Here is a 20,071-nt window from a genome sequence, read left to right on the forward strand (position 1 = left end):
TTTGCACCTCAATACTGAGACTCGCTTCATTACTGTAAGAGCATGAAGTAAGGGAGTTACTTCCTGCGCTAATAAATTCCATCTTATTAGCGCCTGATACACCGTCGATGCTTCTTTAAAACTGAGCAGCTGTCCTCTTCGAAGAATGGATAGCTCGGATAGCGTCGACAGGTTGACAAATCGCGCTATTTGTTAAGTTCGCGGTAGTAATCGAAGATCTCTGGCACGTTGCCGTTGCCCATGCCAGCATCGAATGCGGCTTGCAAATCACTTGATGAGCCCTTGGCAATCTTTGATTCGGTGCCAAGGTCTTCAACCATTTGCAGGAAATAGCCAAGGTCTTTGTTAGCATTAGCCAGTGAAAACCCAAGATCACTCACATTGTCTACTGCATAGTGCTTACAGAACTTCATAAAGGGTGAGCTGGAAGGCCCGGTCGACATAATGTCGAATAGTTGTTGCCGATTAACACCAGCACGATCAGCAATAGCAAATGCCTGAGACATGGCGCAAACGGTTGTCATACCAACGAAGTTGTTGATAAGTTTTGTGGTGTGGCCTGCACCCAATTCGCCCAAATAAAACACGTTTTCGCCTTGATCTTGCAACACCGGCTGCACTTTGTTGAAAGTTTCCTGATCACCGGCAGCCATAATATTCAGTAAGCCATCTTTAGCGTGTGCCGGTGTACGACCTAGGGGGGCGTCGATCATACCCGCGCCTTTTTTGGCGAGGTCAGCACCGATTTTGCGCGTTGACGCTGGAATAGAGGTACCAAAGTCTACCAGTACTGCCCCGGCTTTAATGCCTGCGAGAATACCCTCTTCACCGTAAACCACTTTTTCAACAATAGCTGAGGTGGTGAGACAAAGCATGACGATATCAACTGATGCGGCCAGTTCCTTTGCCGTGCTGGCTGTAGATGCACCTCTGGCAACACAGGCTGCAACTGCGTCTTTGTTAAGATCCATTACCGTCAGCTGATAACCTTTTTTCTGTAGATTTTCGACCATGTTGCCGCCCATAAGGCCAAGGCCGATGAAGCCGATCGTTGGTTTTGACATTGTTCACCCCTAATTTTTTTGCTGCACTGACAATGGTGCAAAGAAACGTTTGTACACCACAAAAAACTGTGTTGTTGCATTGTTGCAACGCGTAAATGCTGTTGTAGAACTAACAGGTACCGACCGTAAACTGCTTGTCTAAAGTCATAAGCTTACCACCCGGTATGACAGCAAAGCTATTTATTTCTTGCCAATTTGTCAACCAATTTCTAGGTTAAATTATGGTGAAAGCACTTAAACATAGCTTACCAAAAGTAAAAATGAGCGGAGTAAAGACACAAAAACCCCTTTTCAATTAATGAAAAAAAGCCTGCCCCCTCTCTGCTAACCCACGATTTTAAACGGAAGTTAAGATAAATTATTTTAATTAGTGAGATAAGGAGCAAGGTAACCACCAAAACACTGCCATGCGGCGAGTGCGAACTTTGTGGTAATAACTAAAATCGGATATTGGTAAGATAGTTGTGTGCATCTAGCGACGACATTCATGCAAAATACCAAGATGTGGCCGCCGCATGTCGGTTTAATGCGGCAGCTATTGCCAAGCGAACACCATTTCAACCCGGCATAACACTCCAATAAGAGACATTGCGGTGGTTCGAGGAAGTGCAATTTTGGTGGCAACATGTCGATTTAACCCAGCGAACTGCTTTTTAGCCAACTCGATTTTGCCTACTTAGGTGTTTAAGATTTATCAAACCAGGGCATCACGCAATAAATATTGCGCTAATCGCAGGTCAATTAACTCATGTGTTAACGCAGTAAGCGCTTCAATATCCGCAGGACGAACCTCAAAGTTAGCGGCAAACCGCCCTGCATTCAAAACAAACCAAGGCTTGCTAGCCGCTTTATCTTGCTTGGCATAAAAATGGATCGGGTTCTTATACCAATACTGATGCCATTTTTCACTGTTATTGTCTTGCCTAAGTGCAGCGGGAACGTCTTTCTCTACTAAATCTGGCCGCCGCCAAATTTGTTGCCGGCTTTGTTTAGCTAATTCTTGAGTACTAACAGGCGCACTAAACCCATTTAAGGCTAAAAAAGCCCGCAGCAAGATCATTTTAAAGCATTTGGTCATGCCGGTCGTTTCGACACCCTCGCGTAACCAATTACCATAACGTTCAAGCAACAACGCCATTTCAGCATCTTCAGTTTGCTCTGCTACTAAGTTAAACCAGCTACCGTGTTTATCTCGCACTTTTTTGATATCGAACCCCGCTAGCACAAACTCTGCCGCCGTGGGGCGATGCCCAAGCTCTAACTGCAATTGTTGAAAATCTTCAGCCGCTGTGTTTTTCATGTTACGCACAAGCTGCTGCCAAACGTTGACAACTTCAGGTGCAAAATTAATATAACAACCTGGCGCAATCACCGGCTGCTTTGCCAATGTGCTAATAATGGCTTTAACACCACTCACGTTATACAGCGCTGCCGGTTTATTTAAAAATGACTGATGGTTACCAATAAAATCAAGCACCACCAAATGCATTTTGCCAACGTGTTCAGCTTGGCGTAACCCACGACCTAATTGTTGTAAAAACAAAATCTTTGACTCTGTTGGCCGTAACATCAACACCGTATCAATAGTGGGTAAGTCAGTTCCCTCGTTAAATAAATCAACCGAAAACAGCACACTCAACTGCGCTTGCTGCAATAGGCTTAATGCTTCATTGCGCCGTAATGCGCTGCCTTGATAAACCGCAGCAGCGGCGATGCCCTGCGCCTTAAAATAATCTGCCATGTAATCGGCGTGTCGGCGTGACACACAAAAGGCCAAGGTGCGCTGTTGTTTGTGTTTTTGCCAGTGCTCAAAAATGTGTGCCGCCCGCTTGCGCGTAGCAAAAGCGCTGTCTAAAGCTTTGGGATCAAACTTACCGCTGCGCCAGGGGATCTCTTGGTAATCAACAAACTGATCGTAAATGCCATAATAATGAAATGGCACCAAAATACGGCTTTCGATGCCATGCACAAGATTACGTTCAAACACCAAATTATTATCACACAACGCCAGAATATCCGCCTGATCACTGCGCTCAGGCGTGGCGGTTAGCCCCAATAGAAATTCAGGGGTAAAATAATATAACAATGCTTGATAACTGGGGCTGGCAGCATGATGAAATTCGTCGACAACCACATAATCAAAATGATCAGGTTTAAACTGCTGCAAGTGCGCTACTTTACTTAACGTTTGGATAGACGCGAATAACAAGTCAGCCTCGGGTGCTTTTTCTGAGCCGAGATATAAACCACTACTTTTATTCGGGTTTAACTGACTAAAGCTTTGCTGCGCTTGCAATAAGATTTCTTCACGATGGGCCACAAAAAGCACACGTTTGGCGGCCAATTGCTTGGCGTCAAACGCTGCCAGCCAAGTTTTACCCATGCCGGTTGCAAGAACCACTAAGCCGCGCTTATACCCTTGTTGCCGACTTTCGGTTAACGCCGCTAATGCTAACATCTGTGCCTCATTGGGCGTAAAACGCGGCTCTTCTTCAATAACCGCATCCACTAACTGTAAGCGTTGTTGTTTATTTTGTTGGTAGCGCTGCAAATAAGCCGCCCATCGTGCTTCTGTTAGTGGCTGGCTTTGTGGGTGACTAAATATGGCAGCAAATTGTTGGCGAATATCAGTAAACTGACACTCAACAGCATATTTCTGCTGAAAATCATGGCGTAATGTCCACTCATGAGAATTTAACAGTGCTGTACGGCTAATGTTATTTGAGCCAATATAAGCGCAGCCCTCTTCCATCACCCCCTCATAGCCTTTGACAAAGATATAGGCTTTCATATGAAACGGCGTGTTAGCTTGGCAACAAAACAGCTTCACTTGGGCGCCTTGCTCGCAAAGCAGCAACAGCTGGCGTAATGCCTCTGGCGAGGTGATATGCAAATAATCAGACGTCAGTATTTTGATTTTAGCGCCAGCGATCAACGCATCGGTTAACGCTGGCAACAGCAACTGCAACCCCGATGGCTGAATAAACGACACACTGATTTCAACTTCTGTCGCGTGATTAATTGCCGTTAATAACTTGGGTAATAGCGGGTCATTCGCGCCACCTGTAGTAAGCACCTTGCCTTGGAATAACTGCTGTACCATCAGGCGATTTTCTCCAAAATCGCGTTTAACCATTGTTCGTCAGCGCGACCTGGGCGTGCATCGGCGGTGATCCAAACTTTTCTTATACGCAAACCAGCGCCCTCTAAAAACGCAGTCAAGCGCGCCTCATTGGCGTTAGTAAATTGCCGCCTTGCCTTAGCATAGTCGTTGTCACCATACTTATATGAGCAGTACAGGATCCCTTCGGGTTTTAACCATTGCGCTAAATGCTGAAACGTAGCTTGCTGCTCAACTTTAGGCACATGCAACAGCGAGGCACACGCCCAAATAGCATCAACGTTGATCGGAGGGGTAAAGCGAAGAAAGGTACTATGTGCCACCGCGATACCGGTAACTTGTTCAGCGATGTCGACCAGCGCCTTACTGGCATCAAAGGCCAATACCTGAAACCCTTTAGACAGGAAAAAGCGGCTATCCCTACCTGCACCGCAACCGGCATCGACGATAACACTACCCGGCGCCAGCAGCGGCAAAAACTCGTCATAAAGCAACGTCATATCGACACTGAGGGTATCATGCGCAAAGCTCGCAGCTTGCTGATCGTAATAACTCACCGACATAAAACCGTCTCAATCCATGATGTTGTTTAGTAGTATCAATAAAGTGTGATTTGAGCAACGTATAAATATGCGCACTAAAGCAATTTTGACACGTGCTTAGCCTGCTTTCATCAGCATCACTTTCGCCATATCAACCACCCACCCGCCGCCAGCAACACCATAGCCTGCATTCATGCGCTTACGAATGTATTCTCTTTGATCTTTTAACTCTTTACATTGTGATTGAGAATACTGAGTAGAAGCGATTAGGGGATTATGAATAAGCATGAGCACTGCAACCAATATCCATTTCATATTCGGGCTCCTTGCCTTCAGTCAATTCAACACTCTTCATTATTGAATGGGGCTCGATCAGTTCACCATAGCGCTTTTGTGATTTAGAGCCCGACAAATATGTTACAAAATCGGGAATTTAACTGTCGTATCCGATGAGTTCTAGTGTCGAATTTTTCGACACCTTATAGATGATTTTAGGTATTAGCACTACTCTAAATACCCACTCTATTCACGCCATGAACCAAACTCAATTCTTTGTTACGCTGTAGCGCAAATTGACAAAAACATCCTGTGATTTTGGTCATTCGTGCTTTTTATTTCGTTATTGAGGTAATCTTAAAAAGCATAAGTTGCACTGATCCTTACGGTTCTTGGCTCCATAGGGTGTATATGACGATCTTCAATGCCTTCTGCAGCTTCATTGTTTAATCTTGACGCATAAAAGTATTCTATATCACTGGCTTTGCTGTTCAGTATGTTAAGAAGATCAATTGAAACACGCCAATTTGACAAGTTGTATTTTAGATTACCATTTAGCACGGTAGACGATGCAGAGCGTTGTTCATTAAAACTGTCTAGTGTGCGCTTACCAAAATGGCGCAGCCGTAAGCTCGTTTGCCAAACGTCATCCGCTTTATAGATAAGCCCCATACTGAATACCATTGGTAATGAACCATCAATATACTCACCTTCATCAGTTGCCTCTTCGGTAAACCGTGAGCGAGTAAGTGCGAGTTCAGTATCTATACTCCAGCTGTTATTCAACCAATAATATGCTGCAATCTCTAAACCATAGCGTCGTGATGCACGGCTGGGCTCATTGGTACCCGCATCACCCACATATAATAATTCTGAGTCCATATCTAAGTACCATAATGCTGCTGAAGCATTGAAGGTAACGCTATCAAAATAACGTATACCAAGCTCGGCGCCATTGCTACGCACTAAAAAATCAACAGGCTCAACGGCTTCATCCGTCTGGGGTACGCGAGTTGCAGTAGTGCCGCGAGCATCATTAGAATGAAAACCTTGCCCCACATTAAAATAGCTTTGCCAATTTGGGCTCATTTGATAACTAAGCCCGCCTTTAAACGACACAATGCCTTCGGATGACTTACCGCTATTTGCCTCTTCGTTACTGTCTACACGGGCGCGCATCACATCATAACGGGCACCAATATGCAGCAGCCATTGCTCGGTTAACGCAAAAGTGTTTTGGTTAAACAAGCCAATGCTACGCTGTAATACGGCATCTTCACGCACGGTATTCAGTCTTTGGCGGGCTTGCGTGTTGTAAAGACCTACCTCGGCAATATCATCAATACGGGTTTGCACACCTACAACATACTCTGCAGCCATACTGCCGACATGTTGATGCCAATTACGGCTTATTTCCCCACCATAAATTGTACGAGAATCGGTTTGCTCAAATTGATCGCCATTTAGCGGATCAGATAGAAAATAAGTAAAGTTTGACCATAAATCGAGTTCTGAGCGGATAATATAAGCGTTCGCCTGCCAGTTATCGTTAAGCCAACTGCCAGACACGCTGTAGCGTGAGCTTTCTCCCCCTAAGGTAGTATCTAGAGAACCAAAACGATCAATCAAGCCGTCGTTAATGGCCCGTTGGGGCACTTGGTCAGCCGCGTTCCAGCTATTGTCATATGCCATAACAGTGAGTGCAAACTGCCCGTTTTCAAGGCGCTGACTGTAGCGGCTTAGCAGGTTTACTTTACGCGTGTCTTCAGAAATATCTTGCCATGGGCCATCATAGCCTTGTAGCTCTGACGCTAATAACAAATTGCCCTGCGCGGTATTTAAGCTGCCTTTTGCTAAAACACGTTGATAGGCATTCTCTCCAAGCGTCAAAGAGATTTCATTAGGGGTAGTATTTTGCAAGCCAAAACGTGCTGAGCCTGCGGCAGAAAAATCGCCGCTGTTGGCGAGATAGGTGCCTTTTTGATAATCGATTTGGCTGATAATCTCAGGGATAATAAAGTTTAAATCGGTATAACCTTGGCCATGACCGTGGCTGCGCATGTTGACTGGCATTCCATCTACAAAATTCGAGAAATCGGTACCATGATCTAAATTAAAGCCCCTTAAAAAATATTGGTTAGATTTGCCGCTACCACTATGCTGTGTCACAACCATACCGGGTATAAATTCTAAAATTTCTCCAGTGCGCAATAAATGCCGATCTAAAATCTCGGCATTGCCAATAATGCCTTCAGATGCGCTACTGCTGTGACCCAGTAAGTCTATCTGCCGGCCTTTAATTAAAATATTCTCTATGGCATGTGACGACAAAGGATCAGCTTGTAGGCTGTTAGAGTATGAAAACAGGCTGAAAACGCTAAAAATAAGAATAACGGGTTTATGCATGGTTTGCCCTTAACCGTGGGGTAATGGTAATACGTATAACTTATTCAGTGATGATACTGAAGTAATAATGGCTATAAGTGAGTAGACAAGCTAGCGATAAACTCGCTTAACTTACTAAACAATCATCCCGAAAAATGCCAGTAAGCAGAGCCTCAGCTCGTGAATTAAATTTCTTTATAAATAAGCACTTAAACATGGAGAATCCGTAAATCAAGGTATTGCATGACAATGCCAACGGAAGCACTAAATTTAATTACTTCTTTATACTCGCTTTAACACTATGCGGACCAAAGTACTAAGCGGCTATTTCTTTCAAACTAGTACCCAGAGCGCAGCATCATTCATCTGAAACATCAAGCCCAAAAGATCATTAGACATAGCTGAAAAAAACGGACTGAATTTCCAGTTTTGGCATACAGACGAACTTTACTAGGAGCGAAAAGCCGACATGAGCAGAAGATATTATATTTTTTTGCAAATAAGCTATTGTTTTAGGCCTGATATGACTTGTGCCATATTATCAACGCCATTTTTTACATCATTCAAGCCACGACTAACACCTGAAATTTTTATCTGTCCATCTTCGGATGCTGCTTGTCTTTTTCCCATCTGGTTATAGATTTGCCCAATGAGTTGCGCATTACTATCAATCACATTTCCAATTTTGCTTGTAGCTTCACTGGTTCTTGCGGCTAGCGTTCTAACTTCATCTGCCACAACAGCAAAACCACGCCCTGATTCTCCCGCTCGAGCAGCCTCAATAGCGGCATTTAAAGCAAATAAATTAGTTTGATCTGCTATCGACCAAATAGTGACTACAATGTCCTTTATTGAATTCGATTGCTCATTAAGCTTTTTGCTTACAGAGGTTGCACTACTAACTTCTTGAACAATAAGATCGGTTGTTCTAATCGCCTCTTCGAGGACGCTAGTTGCTTGCAGTGTTATTTGTGATGTTTGTTCAGAAGTTGCTGCTGCTTGCTCTGCTGCAGAATTCGCTTGCAAAATCCTATTGGTAACGTTGGCAGCAAACTTTACTACCTTTGTTACTTTTCCGTTACTATCTGCTATTGGGTTGTAAGTAGCTTCAAGCCAAACTGCCTGCCCAAGTTTATTTTTTCTTTCAAATAGCCCTGAAAATGGCTCACCTAAACTGATTTTTTTCCAGAAATGAGGATTCTCATCGTAGAACTGCGAATGACAGAAAATTTTATGGTGTTTCCCAATGACTTCGTCCTTCGAGTACCCCATAACGGAGAGAAATAACTCGTTAGCATCTGCTATAACTCCATCAGGAGTAAACTCGATAATAGCAGTCGTATTGTCCATAGCTTTAAAGACAGACAGTTTAAAAAAACGATTTACGATAATTTTGGTCACAATTGTTGCACTTTGAGATTTTAATATTTTGACACTTGCACCACTTAGGGGGGACAGGTTCACACAGAGCCGAGTTGTAGAGGTGGCATGCCCTGACGTTAAGGGCTACCACATCACCTAATAGCGAAAATCGACAAGACGACCATGGGTTTTATATTAGTATGTTAACGATGTATTTTTACTTCAACTCATTAACTCACAGTTAATTTTTAGCTAGGCCTAGCGCAAACAGTTCACTCTTATTAAAAAAGTACGGCCTGCGGTAAAGCTCAAGAACATCATAGGAGCTGGCCTAGCCAAATATACATCCGTTTTGCGTTGTATTGCCTGTTAAATGGTATCAAGAAAATAATGATCTACGTTAACAGAGAGGCTTACTTTTCCTAGTACTAATTCACTGTAAACCGATGGCTCTCACCACGTAACTGTCCGGCCATGTTTTCCAGTTCAGCAGAGGTTGTATCTGCTTCATTCGAGCGCTGCTTGGTATCCATCGTCAGTGAATTTACCCTTAACAGGTTTTTGTCCATCTCTTGTACTACCGTGCTTTGCTCTTCGGTTGCGCTGGCGATTTGTAGCGTCATATCGGTTATTGCGCTTACTGACTGCATAATATCAGTCAGTGCTGCACCGGCTTTATCGGCCATGGCCACACCATGCTGCGCCTTCGTCACGCCGGCATTCATGGTGTTAACCGCATTGGCGGCACTGTGCTGCAACCGCTCGATCAGGTTTTTAATTTCAGTGGTCGAGCTTTGCGTACGTGCGGCCAGCGTGCGCACCTCATCTGCCACTACGGCAAAACCACGGCCCTGCTCGCCGGCACGCGCGGCTTCGATAGCCGCGTTAAGCGCCAACAGGTTCGTTTGCTCGGCAATAGCCTGAATAGTATCTAAAATAGCACCAATATTCTGACTTTCCTGCTGTACCTGGCTGATGGTAACAGAGGCATTATCCACTTCTGACGCAATTTCATTAATACTGTTGATCACTAAGCGCACTATCTTTTGCCCCTGCTCAGCATGTTGCTCTGACTGATGGGTCGCGTCAGAGGTGTTCTGCGCATGCTTTGCCACCTCTGCAATAGTGGAGGCCATTTCGTTCATGGCGGTGGCCAACTGTTCTATTTCTGCTACCTGACGCCGTAAATCAACATCGGTGCGACTGGTAATGTCCGATACTCGGGCGGCGTGCTCAGCTACCTGATCTGATTTTTGCACCAAATTGCTAATCAGCTGACGCAATTGCTGCTGCATGATATTAAACGCCTGCGCAGCCAAACCAACTTCATCGCGGCTTTGAATAACCAATGGCTCGCCCGCTAAGTTACCGGCTGCAATGGCTTCAGCTCGTTGGGTGAGTTGTTTCATAGGTAAAGAGATAACCCGGCGCAGCCACAGGCCAAATAACACCGCAGCCAGCAGAGTTAACACCAACACGGCCCAAACCGCCCGCATAGCGTTACGATCAGTCACTTCTGCCTTTGCAATAATGGCGTTGCGCTCAGCCTGAAAAATAGTGTGCAGCTCGCCCAGCGCCTGTTGCACTTGTGTCAAAGCCGAAAGGGAGTCTTGCTGGTAAATAGCGGCACGTTGATCTGGGGCGGCTTGCGCAATACTGACGGCACTCTGATGTAACTGTTTGTGTGGTGCATCTATCGAATCTAATACCCGACGCAGCTCTGTGCTGCCATTTTTATACACGTCTGAGGCTTTAAATTGCTCGTACCAACGGCCAAAAGCGCATTGTTGCGGATTAAGTTGTCCGGCAAAAGACTGCTGCAACAAAATACTGTTCGCCAGCTGGTTAGCCCAAACCAAGTGATCGATTTCTTTTTCCAGCTGCAACACCGCCAGATTACGCTTATCTGCTGCACTGGCCCTTGCCGTATCCATTGCCAGCTGTGCCAGCTGCACCACTACGGCAACCACCAGCATTAGCACGCTAAGGCTGCCAAAACTAATAAACAGTTTTTTACCTATCGATAAACCGGTATAGGATAAGCTTGTTGTGGGACTAGCATGCATAACAACACCTTACAGAGAAATGAATTGCCTTACATTAGCAAAAATTAAAGATAAGATATTTGTTCTAACGCAATAATATAAGCAACATCGCTATGCATGTTGCACTAATTTGCTGCAACGCTTACTGTAAATTAATTAATTCTTTTTTGATATATGCTTATTCAAATAAGAATATAAAATTCCCTACCAAGCTGCGCCTGCGACAGCGGCAACTAACATTCAGATGACGAAAACAACTAACTGAATTTTACTGTTAACAAGGGTGCCACCCCATGCTCCCAGATAAGTACCCACCATACTGTGGAGCCCAAACCAAATTAGATGCCGATAACTGATCCGCTTGTTAAAGACATTTGCTACGCTGCCCCAAGATTAATAAGAGCAACAATAGCTAACGAAGAAGCAATCGCTATTTCGGCAGGTTGTCCAACCAAATACATCAATACTGGAACATTTAGGATGGAGCCTCCGGATCCGAAGACACCGAGGCTCAATCCAATTAGTGCAGCACCTAACAAAATATAGGTCACAATATTTCTCTGGGTGCCGTTACAGCATATTAATAGGAACTTTCAAATAAACTTGGCCGTTGTCTTCTTTTGGCGGTAACTGCCCGGCGCGGATATTGACCTGGATCGAAGGCAAAATTAGCCGTGGCATCGATAAGGTCTTATCACGCGCCTCGCGTTTTTGCACAAAGGCCTCTTCTGAAATCTCACTGTTTACATGAATATTGTGCTCAAGTTGCTCAGCAACCGTTGTTTTGTATTCATGCTTACGGCCTTGGGTTGGATAATCATGGCAAATATAGATTTCCGTCTCCGCGGGTAGTGACAGCAATTTTTTGATCGACTGGTATAAGGTTTTAGCACTGCCACCCGGGAAATCGCAGCGTGCCGTACCGACATCAGGCATAAATAAAGTATCGCCAACAAAGGCCATGTTGCCGTTCACGATATAAGCCAGATCCGCTGGCGTATGGCCAGGGGTATGCATTACCTTGATCGATAAACTGCCAACTTTGAGCTCTTCACCATCTTTAAATAAGCGATCAAATTGGGCGCCATTAGGCAGAAATTCTTTTTCAAGATTAAAAATCTGCTTAAAAATTCCCTGTACTTGCTGAATATGTTCGCCAATACCAATTTTAGCGCCGAGTTTTTCTTTAAAAAACGGCGCAGCTGAAAGATGGTCAGCATGGGCATGTGTTTCCAGTATCCATTCCACCTTAAAGGTTTTCTGCTCGACATAAGCCAGAATGTCTTCTGCACTTTTGGTCGAGGTTCGGCCTGACTTGTAATCAAAATCCAGTACCGGATCGATAATCACCGCCAAGCCCGACGTTAAATCCGCCACGACATAGCTAAAGGTTTCACTGTCGCTATCTAAAAAGGCTTTAATATGTACTAAAGGATCCATAACCCCTCCTAAGAAGTGAAAGCAAGAGCTGCGGCGCAGCTCTTGGAAACATCAGACGGTTTACAGCGATTTTTTGCTGAAATACCAGTCAGTATATTGGTAACCTTGATCTTTACGGATTTCGGCATCCGCCATCGTTGCTGGTGGTGGTACGATGACATCTTCACCTGGCTGCCAATTTTCTGGTGTCGCCACTTTGTGTTCATCACTGGTTTGTAGCGCTTTTAATACACGTACAAACTCGTCTATGCTACGACCATTACTCATTGGGTAGTACACCATTGCCCGTAAAATACCGTTCGGGTCGATAATAAAAGTAGCCCGTACCGCAGCAGTATCGCTCGCACCCGGCTGGATCATGCCGTAGGCTTTTGCAACTTCCATCGATAAGTCGGCGATGATAGGGAAGGTAATTTTCACGCCGAAGTTTTCTTCAATGCTGCGCGCCCAGGCAATGTGTGAATGCACGCTATCGATTGACAGACCTAGCAGCTCGCAGTTTAACGCGGCAAACTGATCAGCACGGGTAGCAAAGCCCATAAACTCGGTGGTACACACTGGCGTAAAGTCAGCAGGGTGTGAGAATAGCACCAGCCATTTACCCTTATAGTCTTCCAGTGTTTTCATGCCATGGGTCGTTTTCGCATTAAAGGCCGGAGCCGGTTTGTTCAGTTTTGGGAAAGTCACGTTTTGTTCAGACATTTTGTATTCCTCGGTTGGTTTTTAAGAGTGCTTCAGCGAATTCGCTTATAACAAAGTAAACTAAGCTTATAACCAATGGAAATAAACATTTCTGATTAACCTAATCGAATTTAGCGATTAAATAGAGATTATTTTACTGGAATTTGATTGAAACTGACTGCAAGCCACTGCTTCCCGATCCTAGACACGAACCCAATTATAAGAAATTAATAATAAAATCATAAAGATATAAATTTTTTTTCATTAATAGCTCTAACATGTCTTTCCTACAAATTGGCATGGCAAGGGAAAAATGCCGGAGTCATCACATCGCACTGCCGCACAAGTGCGACAAAATGTCGCAGACAAAACACCTGAATACCTTTTTGAGACGTTATAACATTTAGGGAAATCTAATATTTTAGATTCCTAATGACACGCTTAACCCAACTCAGCTTACTCATGCTTCTGGTACAGAATGGTTCACTTATTACTCATGCTTATGCAGAAACACATTCACAGAACGAAGAAAAACTTAAGCAAAGCGCAGAGCGCGATATAGAGCGAATAAGCATCACGGCATCACCATTTAAAACGCAAACAGCGACAAGCCATTGATGGATTTTCTAAAATCCACGGGCTGTTTATGCAGGTAAATTTTCGGTGGGTCGATAAACATCTTCATGGTTAAAACGCCCGGAGCAACGCCGCTAACCACAAGGCATCCGTGCCGGGCGGTAAGTGCGGCTCGACATCGCGTTTTTTCAACATAATACTTTGATTGAGTATCATGCCTTGTGTGGTCAGCTCGACAAAGCTGGTCTCGTCATCCTATTTCTGAGCGGGCTGTATCTATCACACAAGACTCTCTGTCATAGCTGAGCTAACCGCATTAGATCAAGAAATAGAGATGGGATATCGATAGCGGATTATTTAAATACCTCAGTTTAGCAAAATGCCACTAATTGAAGCCGCCAATTTCTCGCTCTGTGATCCAATCATTTAACGCCTCAATACCTGAGCTATGAACCTGAAAGCTAAAGAGGTTCAGGAGTTTCAGGGGATTGCATACTTGATAACGGTAAATCTTAGTACGGATTAATAATTAATATAGAGGTAAGCGTAACACTTAAACAGTTATGACTAACGTCCCGCTGTCATCAGTTTAGAAAAGTAGCTGAAGGGCTCGCTGTAAATGAAAGGTATGAGATAAAATTGCTGGGGGAAAGCCCCCCAACTTAACCAAATTGGTAAACATACAGGGAGTAGGGAAACCTGCTACTGAATACATAATACCGCCAACTGATGAAAATTTTATGACAATCAGGTGGCAGTATGATTAAACGGCTTAGTAAAGCTTTTCTAGCAACGGCTGCCAAGGAACTAATTTCAGGTTTTGCCCCTGTTCTGGCATATGATTACGGCCGTCTTGCACAATAAAAGCACCTTGCTCAAAGCCGGGACCTAGCGAACGAGTCGTTAGATCTAAACCATCTGTTTCCGAAGCGCCATCAATACCCAGTTGATAATGGGTGCCCACCCGGAACTGTAAGCGCAAGGTATAAGGCTGCAACGCATCGTAAATTACATAGCTATCGTTGCCCTGACTGGAAACGATTAATAAAGGTTTACCAGCATGGTAGCCCAGCGCCAGCCCTTCTACGTCATCGACTAAAGTTTCGCCATCGACTTTAATGATCAACTCCCCGTCGCCGCTAGCATTGGCCGTTGCGGCAAAACGCCAGATCCCCTCGTCTTCTTCACCTACAAAGAGCACACCGTTGCTATTATCAGTAACTTACCATCGCAGCTACTGCCGCATAAGAATACAATTTGTCTTTTGGATAATTGTTAGGTTATGTGTAATCGGCTCAATACATTGTGTGAGATCGATAATCGTCTAGGAAAATGTCACTAAACATTACACATTTAAACCTAGCTAGGGATATGTGCTAGCAGTAGAGCCCTAACCTAGACAGCCTCGATGCGCAAGAGTTTTTAAGTACCTTTTGCTCCTCCATCAGCATCATTCACAAAAGCATATAGCGCCTTAAATACTTCACATTTCTGAAACAAAAGCATCTCAAACCCTCTATAAACTGCTGCTGCGTTTAGAAGCAAACAACCACTACTGCCACGGAAGCAGTTTTACAGATGGAATCACGTTATGACTTTTTTAGAGCAGCAAGATTTTCCTCACTTTCAACCACGAGTTTTAGCTCGTTTAATGAAGAGTATTTTAGTAGGCGGCATTCTAAGCACTACACCCTTGGTTAGCTTGGCTCTTGCATCCGATGTCACAACAGCAGAAGCGGAGTCCCTAGAAGTTATCTCTGTTAAAGGTAGTTACAGCCGCAGCCTAGAGCGCGCCGTAGATCTAAAGAAGTCGAATACGGGCTTTTCTGATTCTATCGTAGCAACTGATGTTGCTGATTTCCCAGAGCAAAACTTGGCTGAAGCTCTGCAGCGGATGCCGGGCGTGACCATAGAAAGAAACAAAGGTCTAGGTAGTAAAGTAAATGTGCGCAGCTTACCTACCGAATTTACGCATGTTTCCATTAATAACCTTGCCACTGCATCGGGTAGTGGCGGTCGTGATGTTGAATTTGATATTTTTGCTTCAGAAATTATACAAAGCGTTACAGTGCAAAAGTCGCCTTCAGCTGCTGATGAAGAAGGCGGTATTGCCGGTTCAGTTCACATTAGTACGGCACGACCCTTTGATTATAGTGATAGTAAATTTATTTTATCTGCTGAAGGCGCACATAACTCTATTTCGAAAGAGATCGATCCTAAACTCTCTATTCTTGCCAGTGATACCTTTGGTAACTGGGGGGCTCTAGTATCCTTTTCTCAAAGCCAGCGCACTAACCGCACCGATTCAAACTCTGGTATTAACTTCAGACCTATGGGCCGTTTTCTGGAAGCCTCTGGCGCACGTTCAGCGCAGGCCATCACAGTGCTGGAACGTGATGCAGGCGTAACTGTTAACGACCGATTAGATAAAAATGAAACTAACCGTATTATCTTTCAAGATAAGGTCGGCGACAGGGTTTATCTGAATGATCAAGATAAGTGGGGAGCTACTGCCTCTTTACAATATAAACCCTCTAATACCTTTAGCCTGACTTTCGATGCCATGTTGGGGGGTTACAAATCAGTTGAAGACGAGTATGACGCAGCCGCTTACACCGCCTCTAGCCGCAGTACGCTGGAAACGATTCACGACTATGATGACACCACTTTGGCGGAGTACGGTATCGTCGTGCTAACTGATGTGTCTTACACCGCAACTCAGCATGAGTTTTTAAGTAAAGAACGGATAAACGATACCGACTTCACGCAATATAGTCTCGCGCTAGACTGGCAGCTACAAGGCTGGGATATTAATGCTTTAGTCGGCTACTCTGGCGCTGATAAAACATTAGACTACGCCAACCTGAAACACGTAGCTTATGCGCCTTCGCGTAGCCGTTGGACAGCCAATGGTGGTGAAACGCTAGCCAGTGCCGGCTTTGATATGTACAGCTCACCTGAAAGCTACCTGTTCGAAGCCTATGAAACCGAATTGGAAAACGTCACTGATGATAAATACGCTGCGCAACTCGACTTTAAAAAAGCGTTAGAACTGGGATTTTTACCCGCATTAAGCAGTGTGCAGTTCGGTGTACGTTACACCGACAAATCGAAAGAACGGCAGTTTGGTGCAACCAAAATACAAGGCCCTACAGCGGGCAGTAGCGAATGGGTCAATACCCGCACCATGGCAGATAGCCAGCTACAGCTGGTCACCGATATCGTACCGGGCGGCAATTATCAGCCAAAAGATCTAAACTGGATGCAAATATCTAACGATTACGCCCGCAATACGTTTCGTTATAGCGGTTTCTCTGTGCCTTTTAATGCAAAAGATTACTACCGGGTAGATGAAGAAGTGCTTAGCCTGTATGCAATGGCCAATATGGACTTTGACCTCGCTGGTAAACCCGTATTTTTAAATGCTGGCGTTAGAGCAGTGGATACCTCAGTGCTGTCTTTTGGCTATCACCAAATACAGAACGCTGATGGCTCTACTGGGTTTACGACCGAGCCCATATCGAAAGAAGGCAGCTATAACGAACTGTTACCCAGCCTAAATATGACCATGGAAGTGCTCGATGACGTGTTAGTCCGGGCCGCCGCCTCAGAAACGCTGATGCGCCCCGCATTAACAAATATCGCCTACAAACGCTCTGTTAGTTGGAACTCGTTCCGCTTTACTGATGGTAACCCCGATCTGAAACCAACCTATGCCAAACAATGGGAACTGGGTGTGGAATGGTATCTGGAAAACGGCGGTTTACTAGCTGCATCGTATTTCTGGAAAGATATTGAAGGGGTGGTTCGTCAAGAATTAACCGGTACAGTACCCAATGTAGAAAAGCTTAATGCCAACGGCTCGCTGGATGGTTACTATGAGTTTGATGTTTATCAACCCGTCAACGCTGAAGGCTCATACAAAGTAACGGGGCTGGAACTCATCGCACAATTGCCGCTGAGTAGACTACACCCAGTATTAGACGGCTTTGGTATTAATGCTAACTACACCATACTGGATAACACCCTAACAGGCTCATCTGATTTGGATATTCCCACTCCACCAGAAGGGTTAGCCGACACCACGTGGAACTTTACTTTTTATTATGAAAATGAAAGTTTTGATGCCCGCATCTCTTATAACTATAAAGACAAATATGTTGAAGTAATTGAACGCAGCTTGTATCCAGTATACCGCGATGCCTACGGTCAAACTGATATTGCGCTAGGTTATAAGCTTAACGACAACATTAAACTGAGCCTAAAAGCAATTAATGTCACGGATGAAGCGACTAAAGGCTACACGCTCGCACCTGCATTCCCGGTAATAAATGAGTATTCTGGACGTCGTATAAGTTTAGGATTGCGCGCAGATTTCTAAAACACATTATTAAAACGCTAACTCGGCCACGGTAATACTGTGGCCGATTTTTTTAGGAGTTTCCATGCTCAGCATTAGATCGTACCTAAGCGCGATACTACTAGTACTCTTTATTAGCGCCTGCCAACCAAAGCATCAACATAAACACACCGTCTCGGCCACGCCGGCGCAGCATCCAGTACAAATTGCCTTTTTACCCGATGTGCATTTTCATGATATTTATGCCGACTTTAGCGAGGCCGATTTTCCCGGCCCGGTTAATTCAGCAAGCGGCCATCAAGCCACCATTCGCACAATGGCAACTCAGCTAAGATCAACCCGTTTATTTAACGAAAACTACTTTGCCTTATTGGCTGCGCTTGATGATTTGGCAGAGCGTAATGTTAAGCTAGTCGTGCTACCAGGCGATTTTAGCGACGACGGTCAGCCTGCACATGTGCAAGGTTTAAGCAAAATATTACGTCAATACCAACAAGAATACGGCATGCAATTTTTTTTAACCAACGGTAACCATGATCCGGTGAAACCTTTTAGCCGCCCAGCAGGCAAGCCTGATTACCTTAATGCCAATGGTCAACCGCACGCAGTATTCAGCCCTGGAAGCCCGGCTTGCCCACTAAACGCCCCAGCTCAAACTGACATAACCTGTACGGAGCAAGTTAAGGAACTTGGCTATGAGGGACTGCTACAGCAATTGTCTGACTTTGGCTTTTATCCTACGTCAGATTACCTGTACTGGGAAACGCCTTATAGCCACTACGACACAACAAATTATCAATTTAGTGAGGCGCTTACTCAGGCTAATTTTACCAAGCGTCAATATGAAATTTGCCTACAAGGTACTGGTGGCACATACAAAGAGTCACACTACAGCCATTGTCAACAAGTGCCAGACAGCAGCTATTTAGTAGAGCCTGTGCCGGGTTTATGGCTGCTGGCTGTCGATGCGAATGTTTATCAAATTGATCCGCAGCAAGCAGAGGGCACATCAGGCCATCAGGCTTTTTTAGGCTCAGGTAATGCGGGCTACAACGCCATGCTGAGCCATAAAAGGCATGTTATTAAATGGATGCAACAGATCGCTGAACGCGCAGCAAAAGAGGGGAAAACTCTGATCACCTTTAGCCATTACCCGATGACAGACTATTATCAGGGCCAAGCTAATGCTATGGCTGAGCTTTTTGGTTCAACCCGAATGCAACTTAACCGCAGCCCTGCTAATGAAACGGCCAGAAAACTGGCTGCAACAGGAGTTACTATTCATATTGGCGGTCATATGCATTTAAACAATACCGGCACCGTCTACTTAGACGATGGCCGCTATTTAGTTAATATTCAGGCCCCTTCTATTGCCGCCTACGTGCCGGCTTATAAGCTACTAACCTTATATCCACAACAAATTGAAGCGGAAACGATAGTGTTAACCAAAGTCCCGCGATTTAATGAGCTATTTGCGCATTATCAGCAGGAACATTTGGCATTAACGGCCGCTGGGGCAGAAAATACCTGGGATCCAGCTATTTTACAAAGCACTAACTACAGGGATTTTACCAACGGTCATCTTAGCGAACTTACCCGACAACGTTTTTTACCTGCAGATTGGCCAGAGCAGTTGCGTCAGGTGCTGTTGCAAGTGGATGGACTGGCGTTATTCACCCTGGCACAGCTTACTGAAGATATACCGCTAACAGCCTTAACCAACTTTGCAGCGCTACGCGCAACTGCAAACTGGCAACATGCTGAGCAACAAGCTAGCAACTTGATTACAGAAGCCGGGTTAACACCTCAAGCCTTAGCTAGTTGGCAAGGTAAAGATTTAGTCACCGATTTTTACCGCTTGCGTAATGCCGGACAACTTGCATTGGCCGATATTAGTGCTGAGCGTTTATTTCAGTATAAGTGGCTCACTGAGCATTTAAAGGCAAGTGAACCCGAGCAAGAAGCCAATAAGATACTGTCGCAGCCTGAACAGTCACTATCAATGTCGGTACGCAAACAATTTGGGGCTCTGTTTAGTATTATGCATGCTTTTCAGCACGGTGATCCTAACCAGCACTTTTTGATAGATAAGGCGACCGGAAAGCTTACTGATCTGACAAACGCTGTTGCGGAATAAGCTTACAATGCAAATGTTACTTAGAAAAATATAAGCAAAAACGTTTGCTTTCAATGTAACAACTTTGTCTTAGGAATACTGA

12 protein-coding genes and 2 pseudogenes are annotated in these 20,071 nt (G+C 44.7%); 2 read left to right on the top strand and 12 right to left on the bottom strand.

The genetic code is table 11. The features are described 5' to 3' along the window. Positions 1–185: 185 nt before the first annotated feature. The 12 genes and pseudogenes from ACUJFL_RS17130 to ACUJFL_RS17185 all read right to left on the bottom strand — a co-directional run. Complete coding sequence (locus ACUJFL_RS17130; protein ID WP_306178778.1) at positions 186–1,064, bottom strand: NAD(P)-dependent oxidoreductase; 879 nt, start codon at positions 1,062–1,064, stop codon at positions 186–188. Between the two features lie 694 nt (positions 1,065–1,758). Continuing rightward, entirely contained in the window at positions 1,759–4,167 is a 2,409-nt protein-coding gene (locus tag ACUJFL_RS17135) for a DEAD/DEAH box helicase family protein (protein WP_445428108.1), read from the bottom strand. Further along, positions 4,167–4,748 (bottom strand): class I SAM-dependent methyltransferase, encoded by a 582-nt coding sequence (locus ACUJFL_RS17140; protein WP_445428109.1) that lies wholly within the window; start codon positions 4,746–4,748, stop codon positions 4,167–4,169. Before ACUJFL_RS17140 ends, ACUJFL_RS17135 begins: the two co-directional genes overlap by 1 nt. A 96-nt stretch (positions 4,749–4,844) precedes the next feature. After that, positions 4,845–5,042 (bottom strand): hypothetical protein, encoded by a 198-nt coding sequence (locus ACUJFL_RS17145; protein WP_226752267.1) that lies wholly within the window; start codon positions 5,040–5,042, stop codon positions 4,845–4,847. A 318-nt stretch (positions 5,043–5,360) separates the two neighbouring features. After that, a complete protein-coding gene (locus ACUJFL_RS17150; protein ID WP_445428110.1) occupies positions 5,361–7,409 on the bottom strand; it encodes a TonB-dependent receptor in 2,049 nt (682 codons plus the stop codon). A gap of 483 nt (positions 7,410–7,892) precedes the next feature. Next, entirely contained in the window at positions 7,893–8,414 is a 522-nt protein-coding gene (locus ACUJFL_RS17155) for a methyl-accepting chemotaxis protein (protein WP_445429106.1), read from the bottom strand. Positions 8,415–8,426: 12 nt separating this feature from the next. Then, positions 8,427–8,738, bottom strand: a pseudogene (locus ACUJFL_RS17160) (PAS domain-containing protein); the annotation flags it as partial. Between the two features lie 440 nt (positions 8,739–9,178). Then, complete coding sequence (locus ACUJFL_RS17165; RefSeq protein WP_445425623.1) at positions 9,179–10,816, bottom strand: methyl-accepting chemotaxis protein; 1,638 nt, start codon at positions 10,814–10,816, stop codon at positions 9,179–9,181. A 356-nt stretch (positions 10,817–11,172) separates the two neighbouring features. After that, positions 11,173–11,346 (bottom strand): hypothetical protein, encoded by a 174-nt coding sequence (locus ACUJFL_RS17170; protein WP_371930778.1) that lies wholly within the window; start codon positions 11,344–11,346, stop codon positions 11,173–11,175. A 19-nt stretch (positions 11,347–11,365) separates the two neighbouring features. Beyond that, positions 11,366–12,235: an MBL fold metallo-hydrolase gene (locus tag ACUJFL_RS17175; RefSeq protein ID WP_306178789.1), complete on the bottom strand. Its 870-nt coding sequence runs from the start codon at positions 12,233–12,235 to the stop codon at positions 11,366–11,368. A gap of 60 nt (positions 12,236–12,295) precedes the next feature. Beyond that, the gene (locus ACUJFL_RS17180; protein ID WP_445428111.1) at positions 12,296–12,937 is read right to left on the bottom strand and encodes a peroxiredoxin; all 642 of its coding nucleotides are present in this window, start codon (positions 12,935–12,937) and stop codon (positions 12,296–12,298) included. A 1,327-nt stretch (positions 12,938–14,264) separates the two neighbouring features. Beyond that, positions 14,265–14,702: pseudogene (locus tag ACUJFL_RS17185) on the bottom strand (phytase); the annotation flags it as partial. Between the two features lie 381 nt (positions 14,703–15,083). Between ACUJFL_RS17185 and ACUJFL_RS17190 the strand changes: the two are divergent. Both ACUJFL_RS17190 and ACUJFL_RS17195 read left to right on the top strand, forming a co-directional pair. Beyond that, positions 15,084–17,873 (top strand): TonB-dependent receptor, encoded by a 2,790-nt coding sequence (locus tag ACUJFL_RS17190; protein ID WP_445425624.1) that lies wholly within the window; start codon positions 15,084–15,086, stop codon positions 17,871–17,873. 64 nt (positions 17,874–17,937) lie between these two features. Further along, positions 17,938–19,989 carry a metallophosphoesterase gene (locus ACUJFL_RS17195; protein ID WP_445425625.1) on the top strand — a complete coding sequence of 684 codons (2,052 nt, stop codon included), beginning with the start codon at positions 17,938–17,940 and terminating at the stop codon, positions 19,987–19,989. The last annotated feature ends 82 nt before the right edge of the window (positions 19,990–20,071 follow it).

The organism is Alishewanella sp. HL-SH05 (assembly GCF_052655985.1).

Excerpts from the sequence above, each read along its gene's own strand:
- ACUJFL_RS17130 (WP_306178778.1), bottom strand. The coding sequence starts at position 1,064 with ATGTCAAAACCAACGATCGGCTTCATCGGCCTTGGCCTTATGGGCGGC.
- ACUJFL_RS17135 (WP_445428108.1), bottom strand. The coding sequence starts at position 4,167 with ATGGTACAGCAGTTATTCCAAGGCAAGGTGCTTACTACAGGTGGCGCG.
- ACUJFL_RS17140 (WP_445428109.1), bottom strand. The coding sequence starts at position 4,748 with ATGTCGGTGAGTTATTACGATCAGCAAGCTGCGAGCTTTGCGCATGAT.
- ACUJFL_RS17145 (WP_226752267.1), bottom strand. The coding sequence starts at position 5,042 with ATGAAATGGATATTGGTTGCAGTGCTCATGCTTATTCATAATCCCCTA.
- ACUJFL_RS17150 (WP_445428110.1), bottom strand. The coding sequence starts at position 7,409 with ATGCATAAACCCGTTATTCTTATTTTTAGCGTTTTCAGCCTGTTTTCA.
- ACUJFL_RS17165 (WP_445425623.1), bottom strand. The coding sequence starts at position 10,816 with ATGCATGCTAGTCCCACAACAAGCTTATCCTATACCGGTTTATCGATA.
- ACUJFL_RS17175 (WP_306178789.1), bottom strand. The coding sequence starts at position 12,235 with ATGGATCCTTTAGTACATATTAAAGCCTTTTTAGATAGCGACAGTGAA.
- ACUJFL_RS17180 (WP_445428111.1), bottom strand. The coding sequence starts at position 12,937 with ATGTCTGAACAAAACGTGACTTTCCCAAAACTGAACAAACCGGCTCCG.
- ACUJFL_RS17190 (WP_445425624.1), top strand. The coding sequence starts at position 15,084 with ATGACTTTTTTAGAGCAGCAAGATTTTCCTCACTTTCAACCACGAGTT.
- ACUJFL_RS17195 (WP_445425625.1), top strand. The coding sequence starts at position 17,938 with ATGCTCAGCATTAGATCGTACCTAAGCGCGATACTACTAGTACTCTTT.